The organism is Streptomyces sp. NPDC050422 (assembly GCF_044458665.1).
Lineage (GTDB): Bacteria > Actinomycetota > Actinomycetes > Streptomycetales > Streptomycetaceae > Streptomyces.
Map to the genome: position 1 here is coordinate 35,197 of NZ_JBITIE010000036.1, position 16,066 is coordinate 51,262.

Sequence of the window (16,066 nt, forward strand, 5' to 3'; positions counted from 1 at the left end):
ATCCTGAGGATCTGAGAACGGACATCTCGTGGTGATGAAGAACTACCCGCCGGAGTTCAAGGCGGACGCGGTCGCGCTGTGCGAGTCGCGGCCGGACGCGACGATCAGGTCGGTTGCAGCCGATCTGGGGATCAACCCGGAGACGCTTCGGAACTGGGTCCGGGCGGCCGGCGTGAGTCGTCCTCGGGGACGCCGGACGCAGGAACCGGCCCAGCCGCCGGCCCCGCTGGAAGCGGAGAACGCGGCCCTGCGCAAGAAGGTTCGCGAGCTGGAGGAGGAGCGCGAGATCCTGCGCAAAGCGGCGAAGTATTTCGCCGGGGAGACACGCTGGTGAACCGCTTCCAGTGTGTCGCCGACCTCCAGCGCCGTCACGGCGTGAAGCGGCTCTGCAGCATCCTCGGCGTCAACCGCTCGAGCTTCTACTACTGGCGTCGCACGGCTGCGGCCCGGGCGGCCCGGCATGCGGCCGATGCCCGCCTGGCCGCCCGGATACAGGTCGTGCACCGGGAGTCGGATGGCACCTACGGGGCCCCGAGGATCACAGCCGAGCTTCGCGAGGGGAACGGCGAGGCGGTCAACCACAAGCGCGTCGCCCGAATCATGCGGGCGTCCGGGATCGAAGGGATCCGGTTGCGCCGCCGGCACCGCACCACCGTCCCAGACCCGGCCGCCGCCAAGGCGCTGGACCTGATCGGCCGCGATTTCACCGCCACGACCCCGAACACGAAGTACGTCGGTGACATCACCTACCTGCCCATCGACGGCGGGAAGTTCTGCTACCTGGCGACCGTCATCGACCTCGCCTCACGGCGCCTGGCCGGCTGGGCGATCGCCGACCACATGCGCGCGGACCTGGTGACCGACGCGCTGGCGGCGGCGATCCGCACCCGTGGCAGCCTCGCCGGATCGATCATGCATACCGACCACGGAGCCCAGTACACGAGCAGGGCATTCGCCGAAGCATGCAGGTCAGCAGGGGTGCGGCGAAGCATGAGCGCGGTCGGCTCCAGCGCGGACAACGCGCTTGCCGAGTCCTTCAACGCGACCTTCAAACGCGAGACCCTGCAAGGACGAAAGAACTGGCCAGGCGAGCGCGAGGCCCGACTCGACGCCTTTCGATGGCTGAACCGCTACAACACCCGCCGCCGACACTCCCGCCTCGGACAACGATCACCAATCGCCTTCGAGGACGCCCTCCAACTCACACCAACTACGCTGGCACAAGCCGTATAACCCGTGTTCAGGATTCGGGGTCAAGGCCCGTTTTTGATACGCGGACGATATGTGCCCGCTCGTAACATCGAGAGTATGCGTGTGTTGATCGTTGAGGACGAACCCTATATGGCGGAAGCCATCCGCGATGTCCTGCGCCTGGAAGCAATCGCGGCCGACATCGCGGGCGACGGCAACATCGCCCTGGAAATGCTGAGCATCAACAGCTACGACATCGCCGTCCTTGACCGCGACATCCCCGGCCCTTCCGGTGACGAGATCGCCAAACGCATCGTCGCCTCGGGCAGCGGCATGCCGATCCTCATGCTGACCGCAGCCGACCGCCTCGACGACAAGGCATCCGGCTTTGAACTCGGCGCCGACGACTACCTCACGAAACCGTTCGAACTGCAGGAACTCGTCCTCAGGCTCCGGGCGCTCGACCGCAGGCGTGCCCACAGCCGGCCTCCGGTCCGTGAGATCGCGGGGCTGCGGCTGGATCCGTTCCGACGCGAGGTCTACCGAGACGGCCGCTACGTCGCGCTGACGCGCAAGCAGTTCGCCGTACTCGAGGTCCTCATCGCCGCCGAGGGCGGTGTCGTCAGCGCCGAGGGACTTCTGGAGCGCGCCTGGGATGAGAACGCCGATCCGTTCACCAATGCTGTGCGCATCACCGTCTCGGCACTGCGCAAGCGTCTCGGTGAGCCGTGGATCATCGCCACGGTCTCCGGCGTCGGCTACCGAATCGATGTACAGCCGCAGGCCGGAGAGGGGAGCGAGAACCGTGGATAGAGCGCCTGGATTGAGTGTCCGCCTCAAGCTCACCCTCAGCTACGCCGGATTCCTCATGCTCGCCGGTGCCTTGGCGCTCGCCGCCGCAGGAGTGTTCCTCCTGCGACAGGGGTGGTTGCAAACCAACGAAGAGGGGGCATGGAAAAGAAACCCGGTCACCGACTTCGTGCAGGGTTTCGCGCCAACGGCAGCCGCAGTAATGGTGTTCCTCCTCGTGTTCGGCCTCCTGGGAGGATGGATCCTCGCCGGCCGTATGCTCGCCCCCCTGGCTCGCATCACCAACGCCACCCGCACGGCCGCTATGGGATCGCTCTCGCACCGTATCCAGATGCCGGGCCGCCAGGACGAATTCCGCGAGCTCGCCGATGCCTTCGACGCGATGCTCAAACGGCTTGAAGCACACGTCGCCGAGCAGCAGAGATTCGCGGCCAACGCCTCGCACGAACTACGCACCCCTCTGGCAATCTCGAAATCACTTCTCGAGGTGGCCCGCACCGATCCATCACACGACACCGGCGAAGTCTTCGACCGCCTCCAAGCCGTCAATACCCGAGCGATCGACCTCACTGAAGCATTGCTCTTGCTCAGCCGAGTCGGCCAGCGGTCCTTCACCCGAGAACAGGTCGACCTGTCCCTCATGGCGGAAGAAGCCACCGAAACGCTGCTCCCCCTCGCAGAAAAAAACGGCGTCACCATCGAGACCCGCGGCGACATCACCCGCACGAGCGGATCGCCAGCGCTCCTGCTGCAACTGACCATGAACCTCGTGCACAACGCGATCGTCCACAATCTTTCCGAACAGGGCATGGTGTGGGTTACTACCAGCGCCCACCCCGGCACCGTGATGCTCACGGTCGAAAACACCGGCGAGAAACTGACTCCACGCCTGGTCTCGACGCTCACCGAACCATTCCAGAGGGGCACCGAGCGCATCCACACCGACCAGTCGGGCGTCGGCCTCGGCTTGGCAATCGTCACAACCATCACTCGCGCACACGACGGCACCCTCACCCTCACCCCGCGCGACACCGGCGGCCTGCGCATCACGGTGGAACTGCCCGCGCGCACGTCCCCGCGGTCGTGATACGCGCCCCGGTCGCTACGCGGGTGGTGCGGCCGTGTCGAAACCGCAGCCGCTGGTCGGCGGCCCGGGGACCTCACGCGGTCCGAGCGGCGGTCTCCGAAGAATCCGCCCTCCCCACCCGGCGTGAGCGCGCAGGCGCGCGCCTCCGGCTGAAGGACGCACTCTGCGACGCGTGGCGGGGTCACGAGATCGGCGTCGGCGGGGTGAAGCCAGCGGCACGAACTTGTCGGGTTCGTGCCGGTATACCGCGCGCCTATTTTCCGGCACCGGGTCGGCCCCGGTGAGCGGGGCGCGGCGCTCCACCTGTTCTCAGAGGTCCAGCACGGCGACGTTGAGCGCCGGCTCGGTGCGTACGGCGACGTTGCGTGCCGTCTGGCTCGCATCGCCGAGGCCAAGGACCAGGTTCTGGCCCAGGACCCAAGCGGAGGAGATCGGGGCGAGGTTGGCGGTTCCGTCGTCGTGCTCGGTGGTCAGCAGGACCACGGGCATGCCGAAATACAGGATGCTCGGCCGGATCGCACGGTGGGTTTCGTCCGTCATGGGCCAGGACACTGCGGTCAAGACCCTTCGGCCGGCGTCGAAGCGTCGCCGGCCGACTGTGGCCGGGGTGACCAGCCCCTTTGCGGAAGAGCCCGACCTAGCCTCCTTGGGTGCCCTGCTGACGGATCGCACCAGCGCCGCCATGTGCCTAAGGGCTTGCGGGGAATTAAGGTGTTGCTTCCCGTTCAGGGGCTCGTTGGTGTGGTATGCGCATCTCGGACATGACTTGTGACCAACTTGCCGTGCGGTTCGCGGTGTTGTTCCCGCACCTGGACGAACGGCAGCGGCGGCTGTTGATGGCCGGGGAGGCCCGGATCCTGGGGCATGGCGGCATCCGGGCTGTCGCGCGGGCCGCCGTGGTGAGTGAGACGACGGTCCGTAAGGGCGTGTTCGAGCTTGAAGCCGGCGGGGAGCCTCTGGGGCGGGTTCGGAGGCCGGGCGGAGGGCGCAAACGGGTCACGGATCTCAACCCGGGATTGCGGCCGGCCTTGCTGGCGCTGGTCGAACCGGATGAGCGCGGGGATCCGATGTCGCCGCTGCGGTGGACGGTGAAGTCGACCCGCGCCCTCGCGGGCGAGCTGTCCCGGGCCGGGCACAAGGTCAGTGCCGATACCGTCGCCGACCTGCTGCGGGAGGAAGGCTTCAGCCTGCAGGCCAACGCCAAGACACTGGAGGGCGGCCAGCACGCCGACCGTGACGTCCAGTTCCGCTATCTCAACGAGCAGGCCCGAGAACACCGGGACGCCGGCGAGCCGGTGATCAGCGTGGACACCAAGAAGAAGGAGCTCGTCGGCGAGTTCAAGAACAGCGGCCGCCAGTGGCGGCCGACCGGCGAGCCGGTGCTGGTGGGCGTCAACGACTTCCCCGATCCACAGCTGGGGAAGGCAGTGCCCTACGGGGTCTATGACCTGGCGGCGAACACCGGCTGGGTCAACGTCGGGACCGATCACGACACCGCCGCGTTCGCCGTGGAATCGATCCGCCGCTGGTGGCATGGCCAGGGCCGAACCGCCTACCCGCGGGCAACACGACTGCTGATCACCGCCGACGCAGGCGGCTCCAACGGCTACCGCACCCGGGCCTGGAAACTCGAACTCGCCCGCCTCGCCGCCGAAACCGGGCTCACGATCACCGTGTGCCACCTGCCGCCCGGCACATCGAAGTGGAACAAGATCGAGCACCGGCTGTTCTCGCACATCACCATGAACTGGCGTGGCCGCCCGCTGACCAGCCACGAAGTCATCGTGAACAGCATCGCGGCGACCACCACCCGCACCGGACTGCGCGTGAGGGCCGCCCTCGATACCAACAGCTATCCCACAGGAGTGAAGATCGGGGACGCGGAGATGGCCGCCCTGCCGCTTACCCGGCACACGTTCCACGGCGACTGGAACTATGCCCTGCACCCCCAGCCATGCCCTGCCTTCCCGGCGGCGCGGGCCCCGCAGGCTGCCGCCGATCGGTGGGACCGGGCCCTGCTGGCCGATCCCACCCTGACCGGGATGCCCCACCGCCAACTGGACGACCTCACCGCAACACTCGCCCCCCACGGTGATACCCAACGAGGTCGCCCACCCCGGCTCACCTTCCCCGATCAAGTCCTGGCCACCGTGCTCCACCTGAGAGTCGCCCTGGCCGCGGAACCTCTCGCCGTGCTCTTCGGCAGCAGCCGTACGGCCATGCACCGCACTCTCCTGAAGAACAGAAGACTGTTCGAGGCCCACGGAGTCACCATCCCGCCCGCAACGACCCCACCCGCAGCCCTCACAACCCTCCAGGCCAGGATCCTCGCCCTGACCGACGAGCCCGGCAACAAGATCAAGACGACGTGTTAATGATCTGCAAGCCCTAAGACTTGTCCCTTAATGATCTTCAGTGGGTGCGGCTCGGTCCGGCACGCGGCCTCGCTGGGCACTCTGCTCGTGCGGTGCGCCGCTTTAGGCCCGTGCGGGGAAGTCAGGATGGTCGGTGTAGGGCGAAGCAAGATCACGCAGGTCGTGGCACGGCCAGGGGTCGCGGGCATGCCGGGCCAGAAGGCGCCGCTTTGCCTTGATCTCGCGCAAGATGCGGGCCGGGTCGTGCAGAGCCACATGCAGAGCAATCGCGGGGTGGAATCCGGAGAGATCAACCTGACAGAAGTCGACCGTGTGTCCGCGGGCGGACCACTTCCCACATCCGTCACCGTCACAGCGCCGGGCCAAGTCGGCCTCCTCATCCAGCCGCGCTTCGATGAACCTCACCAGTTCTTCAGTCATAGGAGCATTCTCGACGTTGTGCTGGGCACCATGAAACGATCTTGTGGTGCCTGGTGTGATCACGGCGTCGGAGCCGTCCTAATTCCTTGGTAACGGGCAGTGGGAGCCGGGGGTTGCCACCAGTCCGTTCGAGCGCCGGGGACCGATGCTCTTCCGTCGTCCCGGTCTTCCACAGTGCAGGTGGTGGCAGCCTCGCGGGCACCGACCGTACGCCTGGAGCCGTCTGGGCACTCGATCCCTTTATCCAGAGCGGCGGCGTTCGGTGTCTTCGAGGTCGCCATCACCGTCAACACTGTCCGCTTGATCACTCGTTGGTGTTGGTGGTGCGAGCCCGCCGCACGGCGACCTCCTGATAGTCCAGAGCCGTCAGAGCTCCCAAGGAGACCGGGGCCCGTGGGGTGCGCTGGTGCCACGAACGGCTAGTGCGGTGGCGGACCGACCGGATGGTCGAGTCCTGGAATTAGGTCGCTGCGTGGCCCGCATGCGCTCGCAACCAGCGCAAACATTGCATCCCTGGGGAGGAAAGGTTGATTTACTGCGGCATCGACTGGGCGGAGAGGACACACGACGTTGCCTTGGTCGACGACACCGGTCAGCTACTTGCAAAGCGACACATCACCGACGACGCGGCCGGCTACAGGAGCCTGATGGACCTGCTGGCCGAGTACGGCGACACGGAGGAGACCCCGATTCCGGTCGCGATAGAGACCTCCCGCGGTCTGCTGGTCGCGGTGCTGCGGGCAGGCAAGCGGAAGGTGTTCGCGATCAACCCGATGGCTGCCGCCCGCTACCGCGACCGGCACGCGGTGTCCCGCAAGAAGTCCGACCCTGGCGACGCCCTGGTCCTGGCGAACATCCTGCGCACGGATATGCATGCCCACCGGCCGCTGCCGAACGACAGCGACCTGGCCCGTGCCATCGCCGTACTGGCCCGCGCTCAGCAGGACGCGGTCTGGAACCGGCAGCAGGCCGCCAACCAGCTCCGCTCGCTGCTGCGCGAGTACTACCCCGCTGCTCTGGATGCCTTCGCCAAGTGGGACAACGGCTTGTGCCGGCCGGAGGCCCGAGAGCTGATGAAGCTCGCGCCGACACCGGCCAAGGCCGCGAGCCTGACTCGCACCCAGATTACGGCGGCTCTCAAGCGTGCGGGCCGCAAGCGCGGCATCGAGTCGGACGTCGAGCGGCTGCGCGAGGCGTTCCGCACCGACTGGGCCCGTCAGCCCGAGCTTGTCGAGGACGCGCTCGGCAAGCAGACGCTCGCCCTCCTCGGACAGCTCACGGCCGCCTGCATCGCTGCCGACGACCTCGCCCAGGCCGTCGAGGAGGCGTTCCCGCAGCACCCGGACTCCGAAATTATCCTCAGCTTCCCCGGCCTCGGTATCCAGCTTGCTGCCCGGGTGCTGGCCGAAATCGGAGACGATCGCACCCGCTTCGCGGACGCCCGCGGCCTGAAGGCTTACGCCGGCGCCTCACCCGTCACCCGGGCCTCCGGCAAGAAGTCCAGCATCACCAGACGATGGGTGAAGAACGACCGGCTCAACCACGCCGGCTACCTCTGGGCGTTCTCAGCGATCACTGCCTCGCCAGGTGCCAAAGCCCACTACCGGCGGCGACGTGACGACCACGGAGACTGGCACGCCGCTGGCCAGCGCAATCTGTTCAACCGGATGCTGGGCCAGCTCCACCACTGCCTCAAGAACCGTCATCTGTTCGATGAACGCACCGCGTTCCCGACGCCGCAGGCCCCAGCACTGGCGGTGGCGTAGGTGATCCCGCTCACGACTCACCGCCCCAGGAGGTCGCTCCGCAGCATGCTTGAATCACCGGATGATCGACTGGTCCACACTCCACGACGCCTACGGCCCGGCACACGCGATACCCGGGTTGCTGGACCGAGCTGTCGGTCGTGACCAGGAGGCCATCGACGGTCTTTGGGGGCGCTTGTGCCACCAGGGGACGATCACCCTGGCGAGCATCGCCACACTGCCTCAGCTGGCGGACATCGCGAAGACCGAGGGCGCCGGGGACTGGGCGCTCGATCTGGCCGGAGCCATAGCAGGTGGCCTCCTTCAACCACACGGCGCCGACGAAGAAGTGGCACGCCGTGCGGCGACCTTGGCCGAGCTTCGCGCCCTGGCCGCCGCACGGCTGCGGCCTGGCCTGACCGGGAAGATCTACCTGAGCCGGTTGCGGACCATGCTCGCGTTCGACGGCCAGCCCTTGTGGTTCGAGGCCCTGGACGACTTCACCGATTCCTTCGTCACTGTCGCTTGTCCGCACTGCGACGCACCGGTGACGATCGCAATCGGCGACTACGGCTGCTACTCCTCGATCCGCGACTGGAATCTGGGGGATGTCCACCAGGTCCCGCTCCGGCCGGCCATCCCGGACGAGCTGACCGGCACCGGGAGGATGTTACACGAGACGGCCGTACGGGATGGCCAGCAACGGCTCGCCTGGGGGCTACCGCACCTGTTCGGCCAGGCGGAATGCCCAGGATGCGGAAGCGTCTTCGGCATCGCAGACGAATACGCGGCCACCAACGCACCCGCTCCATGGGACTTCGCCCGAGGCCACATCAAGGACGCTCTCTGATGACCACCGGCAGGGCCCTCCAAATCGAACAGTGAGCTCGTACCCGCTGTCCCGACTTGACGGCTTAGCGCCGTGAGGTGTCTGGATAGCCCCGTTCAGTGGCCTGAGCCCGCGTCCCTTCGCCAAGTTGGTGACCGTGCTGCGCCGCGAAGGTGCAGATCCGGTCCGCAAGGGCCGCCCGTGGTCCCTTCCGCTGGAAGACCGGGTGCTGCTCGTGGCGGCTTACTGGCGCACGAACCTGACGTTGCGCCAACTCGCCCCGCTCTTCGGTATCTCGAAGTCCGCGGCCGACCGGATCATCGACCACCTCGGTCCCGCCCTTGCCCTGCAGCCCCGCAGGCGGTTCCGCAAGGACACCGTGCTCACCGTGGACGGCACTCTGGTGCCCACCCGCGACCACACCATCGCCAAGCAGTCCAAGAACTACCAGTACTCCACGAATCACCAGGCCGTCATCGATGCCGATACCCGGCTCGTCGTGGTGGTCGGCCGGCCCCTGCCGGGCAACCGCAACGACTGCAAGGCATGGGAGGAGTCCGGCGCGAAGGCCGCCGTCGGCAAGGCCATGACGATCGCCGACGGCGGCTATCCGGGCACCGGGCTCGTGATGCCCCACCGCCGCCGCAAAGGCGAAGAGCTGCCCGACTGGAAACAGGCCCACAACACGTCCCACAAACAGGTCCGCGCCCGCGTCGAGCACGTCTTCGCCCGCATGAAGACCTGGAAGATCCTCCGCGACTGCCGCCTCAAAGGCCACGGCGTCCACCACGCCATGCTCGGAATCGCACGCCTGCACAACCTCAACCTCGCCGGATAGGCGAGGGCAGCGCCGCTACCCGGACATGAACGGCACCCTCGCCTGCGAGCGGTGCATCAGCGACTGCGGCTGGAACTGCTGCACACGGACCGAGGGAGGCTTCGTCGACGGGCACGTCGCCGCACCCGAGGGGCAAATTGACATCGACGCCTGGTGCCATCACCGGAACCGCGGCACCCACCGCGCCCTGGTGACGCTCCACCCCCGCTCCGGCCCGTTCCAGGGAGCGGAGCCGTACCTGCGCTCCCTCGCCACCCGCAGGGGGACCAACCCCGAGATCGCCGCCATGCTGCGCACAGTGATCCAGGAGGGGAGGAGCAGCACAGCCACCCCGGCACCCGGCAGCGGGCCACCGCCTGAATCCGCCTCCTCCCCCGCCGCACGCTGGCTGATCATCCCGCTGCCACGGGCTCAATCCCCGTGGCAGGGTGCGGTGATCGGATCAGCAGACGGCAGGGGGCTCCCGTGGAAGCACGGATGTGGAACGGACTGGTCGGCGTCGCGAAGAAGATGCACACCGCGTCGCTGGGCGAGGGGAATGTGCCGAGCCCGGCCGGCCGTCGCTGACCAGGCCGCGTAAGGACGTCGGGCCACGAAGCGGTCGCGTCGCCCGGCCCTTCCCTCGTGACGCTGCGCGTGCCGTAAACCCCACCGCGTAGGAGGCAGGGTGCCGAACGGCGAGGGCGCGGGCCCGAGCTGGTCCGGATGCTGCACGGGACTGGGCCGCCCCGAAGTCGAGGCGGCCTTCCTTCCAGATCACCGCTTCTCCGTCGAGCACGGTCCCGGGGCGCAGTGCCATGGCGGCGACGGCCAGGTCCATCCAATGCTGGGTGACGACACGACCGGACCGGGCGTAAAGGATCACGGTCTCCTCGGTGCGGTGCAGGACTGTCCGGTGCCCGTCGTTCACCAGACTTTGGTGTGTCTCATGAGACATCGTGTACGTTCTCAGTCCAAGGCTGAGCCGGTGAACCGTCCGTCTCCAGCCCGAATCGCCGCAGACGTTCCGCGCCCGCGGCATCCCCGGCCTCCTCCCGCGTCTTTGCGAGCCGATCCAGGGCGTACGAGTAGCCGGCGTCGGCGGCCCGCTGGTACAGGCGCTCAGCGTCCTCGTGCTCCCCGGCCCGCTCCCGCATCTTTGCGAGCAGGTTCAGGATGCCCGGGTGTCCGGCGCCGGTGGCCCGTTGAGCGAGTCGTTCCGCGCCCGCAGCATCCCCAGCCCACTCCCGCACCCCTGCGAGCCGCTGCAGGGCGTCCATGTGTCCAGCGTCGGCGGCCCGTTGGGCGAGTTGTTCCGCGCCCGCAGCATCCCCAGCCCGCTCCCGCACCTCTGCGAGCCACGCCAGGGTGTCCCGGTCGCCGGCGTCGGCGGCCCGTAGGGCGAGTCGTTCCGCGCCCGCAGCATCCCCAGCCTCCCACCGCACCTCTGCGAGCCGACCCAGGGCGTCCATGTGTCCGGCGTCGGCGGCCTGCTTGTACACGCGCTCAGCGCCCGCAGCATCCCCAGCCTCCTCCCGCGTCTTTGCGAGCAGGTAGGGGGTGTGCGGGTATCCGGTGTCGGCGGCCCGTTGGGCGAGTTGTTCCGCGCCCGCGGCATCCCCAGCCCGCTCCCGCCGCCACGCCAGAAGAGCCAGGGTCCCCGGGTGTCCGGCGTCGGCGGCCTGCTTGTACACGCGCTCAGCGCCCGCAGCATCCCCAGCCCGCTCCCGCATCTCTGCGAGCCGCTGCAGGGCGTCCATGTGTCCGGCGTCGGCGGCCTGCTTGTACAGGCGCTCAGCGCCCGCAGCATCCCCAGCCCGCTCCCGCGTCATTGCGAGCCAGTACAGGACGAACGGGTGTCCGCTGTCGGCGGCCCGTTGGGCGAGTTGTTCCGCGCCCGCAGCATCCCCAGCCCGCTCCCGCACCCCTGCGAGCCAGTCCAGGGCGCTCGGGCGGCCGGCGTCGGCGGCCCGTTGGGCGAGTCGTTCCGCGCCCGCGGCATCCCCGGCCCACTCCCGCATCTTTGCGAGCTGCTGCAGGGTCAGCGGGTGTCCGGCGTCGGTAGCCTGTTGGGCGAGTCGTTCCGCGCTCGCGGCGTCCCCTGCCCGCTCTCGCATCTCTGCGAGCCGGTCCAGGACGAACGGGTTGCCGGTGTCGGCGGCCCATCGGGCGAGTCGTTCTGCGCCCGCGGCGTCCCCGGCCTGTTCCCGCATCTCTGCGAGCCGGTCCAGGGCGTCCGGATTGCCGGTGTCGGCGGCCCGTTGGGCGAGTTGTTCCGCGCCCGCCGCGTCCCCGGCCTGTTCCCGCACCTCTGCGAACCACGCCAGGGCGGCCCCGTCGCCGGCGTCGGCGGCCTGCTGGTACAGGCGTTCCGCGCTCGCGGCATCCCCAGCCCGCTCCCGCTGCCACGACAGCTTCCTCATGGCGTCCGGGTTGCCAGCGTCGGCGGCCCGCCGGTACAAGCGCACGGCGATGCGGTATCGGAGGCGGTCTTCGGCCTGGCCTGCCAGCTGGGTGAGTTCCGCGGTGCTTGCCGTGTGGTCGTGGATCGCGGTCCAGAAGGTGTCCGGGGGGACGGTGTAGTGGCGGGTGGTGCGGGCGTGCTGGTCAAGGTAGTCGTTGAGGCGGTACAGGCCGGGGAGAGCGCCCATGCCTTCGGGGTTGGCAACGGGTTCCAGGGCCGCGGCCACCCCCTTGATCTTCTCTCGCGCGTAGTCGAGGGCGTGGGTGAACCAGTCGACGGGGGCCTCGGCGCGCTGTTGCGGGGTCAGGTAGTCGGGGGCTGCAGCTTTGAGGAGTGCGGCGGGCAGAGGGGAGGTGTGACCGAGGCGGCGGGCGTCCACGGCGGCGGTGATGACGGCGTGGCCATAGGGGCCGTGGGGCGGGGTCGCCTGGTTGTAGTGATCGGCCAGTTGGGGGCCGGCCGCGAGGATCTGGGTGATCTTTCCCCCGCTGTCGGTGCGTAGGGCTGCGGCCAACGAGCGGTCGTGTTGGGCCCGAGGGCCCTTCAATGCCTGGTCGGGGAAGGATGCGGGGACGTCGACGGTTTGGGCCCGGTCGAGCAGGGCGCGGGCTCCGTGGTGGGCGTCGTCCTGGCCGGGCTGCGGCGCCATAGTCAGGATGCGGTGGTATTCGGGCCACAGCGTGCCCAAGACCACCAGCGGCCCGGGCTCGTCCAGACGGCTGCGCAGCGCGGCGGCTGCCTCCTCCCCGGTGGGGCCGCTCAGGAAGTCCTGAGTCTCGTTGAGCCACAGCACGGTGCGCTCGGGGAGGGCGCCGGCGTCGAGCAGGGCGAGGAGCCGGCTGGCGTTCTTGGGGAAGACCAGCTGCCAGTCGGCCAGGCAGGAGCGGACGGCCTCGTAGGCGGTGCGGGTCTTGCCCGTGCACGACAGACCGCGCACCATCACCAACGCCGCCCGCCAGTCGGAGGAGGCCGTGTTCAGGCGGTCGCGCAGTTTATGGTCGTGGTCGCGTTCGAGGTAAGCCGGTAGCACGAAGGCTCCGTTGTCGGGTTCCGGCGTGGTGGTGCCGTGGATGGCGGGGTGGACGCCGAGTTGCTGCGCGGTCCACTCCTCGACCGGCCGCGGCCGGTCGACCGGGACGGGCCGCGGCTGGTGCACGTGCTGGTTGAGCTGATGGATCGTGCCGGCGGCGATGCCGCCGTTCAGGGCCTGGATCGACCGGGACTCGTCGGGGCTCGCGGTAGGTGAGGCGCCGGGGTCGCTCAGCCCTGGGGAGGTCCCGGCGGCGGAGGGGTTTCGTCACTCCCGGTCCCCAGGGTCACGTCCCTGATGCTCCAGGCGGCCACGGACCCGTGGTCGGCCCGGATGTCCACGTTCCCGCCGACGGCCGTCCCCTCGCCACCTGCGGATACTCCGCCAGCGGTCCGGTACAGGGCCTGCACGTGCCGGATCGCGTGTTCCAACTCCTCGGCAAATCCAGGTTCCGCATCTGCGACATCCTCCAGAGCGAGTACTACCCGCTGCCGCGTGCGCGCGCTGGGCTCCTCCAACCCCGAGCGGGCCTCCTCGGTCAGCCTGTCCAGCGCCGGATCCGCGCCCAGCTTGCCGCGCACCAGGCCATCGAGCCGGTCCAACGCCACGTCCAGAGCCTGGTCGACCTCCGCGTCCGCGCGCCGGCCCACCCGCTTGGCCTTGCCCAGCGCCCACGCGAAGACGTACCCGGCCGCAATCTCGATCCCTGTCACCTGAACCCCCGAACAGCACATCCTGACCGTCCATCAGAAGCTACCGGACAATGTGCCTTCGGGTGTCCAGATCGCGGGTCATCCCGCACCGCATCCGGCCGGGAGGCTGGCTGATCATCTCGCTGACAGGCATCGCCCTGCGTGGCAGGGTCGGCGTTGATCGGTTACGGCAGGTGGAGGGGGCTCTCGTGGATGCACGAAGGTGGAACGGTCTGGTTAGCGTCGCGAAGGAGACGTACACAGCGTCGCTGGGCGAGGGGAGCGTGCCGAGCCCGTTGATGATCCCGCTGGTGCGCGGCGAGCTGGTCGGGCTGGTCTGGGTCCGTCCGCTCAAGGTCGGCCAGGAGGCGCTCGCCGGGATCGCGGAGCTCGCGAACATCGCCGCGGCGGCCGGCGCGGACGAGGTCGTCCTCGCGTGGGAAACGCACGACGTCGCCACCGCCTGCGATCTGCCGATCGTTGGCCCGGCGCCGTGCCTGAACATGGTGCTCGCCACCCCGGCCGGGCACGTGCTGCACCAGTTTCCTTAGTAGCTGTTTCCGATCCCAGGTTCTGGGTAGGTTTGCGCCCTAGCCTGGACCGGTGTCTGAGGGTGCCGAGAGGGCCGGGGAGAGGGACTGTCGGGCTTGTGGTGAACGGCTGAGGCCGGATGCCCGGCCGGGGGCGGTGTTCTGCTCGTCGGTGTGTCGTTCCAGGCAGTGGCGCAAGGAACAGCGACTGCGGAAGCGTTTGGCGGCTGTCCGGGACGAGGCCGGCGTGGTCGAGTGCCCAGAGTGCGGGGCTCGCTGGGTGGCAGGTGTCGATCGCCGTTCGGACGCCCGGTTCTGCTCGCGGAGGTGCGTCGTGAGGGCCTGGCGGCGCCGAAAGGATCCGTTCTCGGATCGTTCACAGTGACCACTGACCGAACGCACCCTTGGACCAGATTCGTTCACGGAACGGTCAATTGCGGTCATTCCTTGTGATCTTCTTATTTACGGTCCGACTCTCGGAAACAGATGCGGTCCCTGTCATGTCATGGCCCCAAGTGCCCTGCCCTGGGCCGCACTTGGATGGTGAAAGCCATGTCCGAGGAAGACGAGACCATCGGCGCCGTCAGCCAGTCCCGCTACGAACAGATCGTGGCCGAGCTGCGGGAAGTCGTCGAACAGCAGACGCGCGGCCAGTTCACGATCGGGGACCGCGCCCTGGAGGTCGAACCGATGCGCCAGCGGGGCGGCGTCGTCGGGGAGAGCGAGTACACGGTCGAGCAGTCGCTGAAGCGTCTGGCCGAGGACATCGGTCTGACGGTCTCCACGGTGAAAACGACCAGGTGGGTGGCGTCGCGGTGGCCGAAGGAACGACGTCGCCCCGGGCTCGCGTCCTACACGGTCCACCGGGCGCTGGCGAACATCAAGGACGAGGAGAGGCGGTTCGCGACGATCCTGGTCCCGCCGGACGGCAAGGCCCGCTGGACCACCGACGACGCCAACCGGCAGGTCGGCCAGCAGGTCGAGACGCCCATCACGCCGCAGGAGAAGGTCACCGCGATCCACTCGCTGGCCCGGGATACAGAGGTCGCGGCCGCGGTCACCACCGACTTCCTGAAGCGTCCGCAGGTCGCGGCCAAAGTGTCGGCGGAGGACAAGGTCCGGGTGGTGGAGGAGTTCACCCGCGACGAGCACGTCGCGACGACCGCCGCGACCAGCCTGCTCCGCAGGCCGGACGTCGCGTTCAAAGCGATGAGCGACGAGACCGCCCGCTTCCAGGTCAACTCTGCCCAGGCCGAGCGCAGTCGGCAAGCCCACGACCACTTCGACCGGACGAACCCGGTCGCGCCGGCGGTCCGCAGCATCGACCGCACGGTGGAGTTCCTGGACCTGGTCACCGCCTGCCACTCGTTCGTCGCCGCGGCCGGCCGCACCGTCCCCGGCCTGCGCGACCGACAGCTGTCGGAGGACGAACGCACCATCGTCCATCAGAACGTCGCCAAGGTGAAAGCCACTTTGGACTGGATCGAGACGGCGGTCGACACCGGCAAGGTCGACATGGACGAAGAGCTCGCCCGCATGCTGCGGGGCGAGTAGCCGTGGCCCGCGCCTCACGGCGCAAGGGCGATGCCGCCAGACGGCAAGCCGACACCGTCCGCTTCGTGCTGTTCGAAGCACGTCCGGCCGGGCTGGTCCTGCACCAACTGGTCCGCGCCAGCGCGCTCTCCCAGAGCCAGGTTCGCTCCGGCCTGGCCGCGCTCAAGGACGAGGCCGCGTCCAAGGGCTGGCCGCCGCTGATCTGGACGCGCGCCGACGGCTACCAGCTCGGCGCGGAGCGGGCCGCGCTGGAAGCCTACGAACGGCAGGTGGTGGGCGAGAAGCTCACCCAGTTCCGCCGGTTCATCACCGGCACCGTCGGCCCGCACGCCGCCGCCCACCCGAACGACAAATGGGTACGGCACATCGTCGCCCAGCTTAACTCCATCGAATCCACCCTCGACCTCATCAGCAGCGCCTGACCGTTCCTTGGCGGGGGGGGGGGGGGGGGGCGGGGGGGGCCCCCCCCCCCCCCCCCCACCGGGCGACGAAGGGGGCCCCCCCCCCCAACCCCCCGCCCCC

The 16,066-nt window shown here is 68.7% G+C and carries 14 protein-coding genes and 1 pseudogene; 10 read left to right on the plus strand and 5 right to left on the minus strand.

The genetic code is table 11. The features are described from left to right. The first annotated feature begins 28 nt into the window (after positions 1–28). The 3 genes from ACIBJG_RS36725 (at position 29) to ACIBJG_RS36735 (ending at position 3,088) form a co-directional block, all read left to right on the plus strand. Positions 29–1,233 (plus strand): IS3 family transposase gene (locus ACIBJG_RS36725; RefSeq protein ID WP_399314420.1). Its coding sequence is split into 2 segments (ribosomal slippage): positions 29–320 and positions 320–1,233, totalling 1,206 coding nucleotides; the frame shifts between segments, so codons are not numbered across the junction. Between the two features lie 75 nt (positions 1,234–1,308). Further along, entirely contained in the window at positions 1,309–2,004 is a 696-nt protein-coding gene (locus ACIBJG_RS36730) for a response regulator transcription factor (RefSeq protein ID WP_399314445.1), read from the plus strand. Further along, complete coding sequence (locus ACIBJG_RS36735; RefSeq protein ID WP_399314422.1) at positions 1,997–3,088, plus strand: sensor histidine kinase; 1,092 nt, start codon at positions 1,997–1,999, stop codon at positions 3,086–3,088. The genes ACIBJG_RS36730 and ACIBJG_RS36735 overlap by 8 nt, the downstream gene beginning before the upstream one ends. 309 nt (positions 3,089–3,397) lie before the next feature. Here ACIBJG_RS36735 and ACIBJG_RS36740 read toward each other — a convergent pair whose 3' ends face one another. Beyond that, entirely contained in the window at positions 3,398–3,628 is a 231-nt protein-coding gene (locus ACIBJG_RS36740) for a hypothetical protein (protein WP_399314424.1), read from the minus strand. A 206-nt stretch (positions 3,629–3,834) separates the two neighbouring features. On the opposite strand from ACIBJG_RS36740, the gene ACIBJG_RS36745 reads away from it, so the two are divergent. Beyond that, the gene (locus ACIBJG_RS36745) at positions 3,835–5,463 is read left to right on the plus strand and encodes an ISAzo13 family transposase (RefSeq protein ID WP_399314426.1); all 1,629 of its coding nucleotides are present in this window, start codon (positions 3,835–3,837) and stop codon (positions 5,461–5,463) included. A gap of 102 nt (positions 5,464–5,565) precedes the next feature. On the opposite strand, the gene ACIBJG_RS36750 is transcribed toward ACIBJG_RS36745, so the two are convergent. Next, the gene (locus tag ACIBJG_RS36750; RefSeq protein ID WP_399314428.1) at positions 5,566–5,883 is read right to left on the minus strand and encodes a DUF6221 family protein; all 318 of its coding nucleotides are present in this window, start codon (positions 5,881–5,883) and stop codon (positions 5,566–5,568) included. Between the two features lie 527 nt (positions 5,884–6,410). Here ACIBJG_RS36750 and ACIBJG_RS36755 point away from each other — a divergent pair. The 3 genes from ACIBJG_RS36755 (at position 6,411) to ACIBJG_RS36765 (ending at position 9,295) form a co-directional block, all read left to right on the plus strand. Further along, on the plus strand, positions 6,411–7,649 hold the full coding sequence (locus ACIBJG_RS36755; RefSeq protein WP_399314431.1) for an IS110 family transposase: 1,239 nt from the start codon (positions 6,411–6,413) through the stop codon (positions 7,647–7,649). A gap of 61 nt (positions 7,650–7,710) precedes the next feature. Further along, positions 7,711–8,478 (plus strand): hypothetical protein, encoded by a 768-nt coding sequence (locus ACIBJG_RS36760; protein ID WP_399314432.1) that lies wholly within the window; start codon positions 7,711–7,713, stop codon positions 8,476–8,478. An 85-nt stretch (positions 8,479–8,563) separates the two neighbouring features. Further along, the gene (locus ACIBJG_RS36765) at positions 8,564–9,295 is read left to right on the plus strand and encodes a transposase (RefSeq protein WP_399314447.1); all 732 of its coding nucleotides are present in this window, start codon (positions 8,564–8,566) and stop codon (positions 9,293–9,295) included. 721 nt (positions 9,296–10,016) lie between these two features. On the opposite strand, the pseudogene ACIBJG_RS36770 reads toward ACIBJG_RS36765, so the two are convergent. The 3 genes and pseudogenes from ACIBJG_RS36770 to ACIBJG_RS36780 all read right to left on the minus strand — a co-directional run. Beyond that, a pseudogene (locus ACIBJG_RS36770) lies at positions 10,017–10,316 on the minus strand (hypothetical protein); the annotation flags it as partial. Then, positions 10,222–12,894: a hypothetical protein gene (locus tag ACIBJG_RS36775; RefSeq protein WP_399314434.1), complete on the minus strand. Its 2,673-nt coding sequence runs from the start codon at positions 12,892–12,894 to the stop codon at positions 10,222–10,224. The pseudogene ACIBJG_RS36770 and the gene ACIBJG_RS36775, both read right to left, overlap by 95 nt. A 104-nt stretch (positions 12,895–12,998) precedes the next feature. Beyond that, the gene (locus ACIBJG_RS36780) at positions 12,999–13,481 is read right to left on the minus strand and encodes a hypothetical protein (RefSeq protein WP_399314435.1); all 483 of its coding nucleotides are present in this window, start codon (positions 13,479–13,481) and stop codon (positions 12,999–13,001) included. A gap of 62 nt (positions 13,482–13,543) precedes the next feature. Between ACIBJG_RS36780 and ACIBJG_RS36785 the strand changes: the two genes are divergently transcribed. The 3 genes from ACIBJG_RS36785 (at position 13,544) to ACIBJG_RS36795 (ending at position 15,966) form a co-directional block, all read left to right on the plus strand. Continuing rightward, a complete protein-coding gene (locus tag ACIBJG_RS36785) occupies positions 13,544–14,011 on the plus strand; it encodes a hypothetical protein (RefSeq protein ID WP_399314437.1) in 468 nt (155 codons plus the stop codon). A 531-nt stretch (positions 14,012–14,542) separates the two neighbouring features. After that, the gene (locus tag ACIBJG_RS36790; RefSeq protein ID WP_399314438.1) at positions 14,543–15,544 is read left to right on the plus strand and encodes a DUF6192 family protein; all 1,002 of its coding nucleotides are present in this window, start codon (positions 14,543–14,545) and stop codon (positions 15,542–15,544) included. Positions 15,545–15,546: 2 nt separating this feature from the next. Beyond that, positions 15,547–15,966 carry a RacP protein gene (locus ACIBJG_RS36795; protein ID WP_399314440.1) on the plus strand — a complete coding sequence of 140 codons (420 nt, stop codon included), beginning with the start codon at positions 15,547–15,549 and terminating at the stop codon, positions 15,964–15,966. Positions 15,967–16,066: the final 100 nt, after the last annotated feature.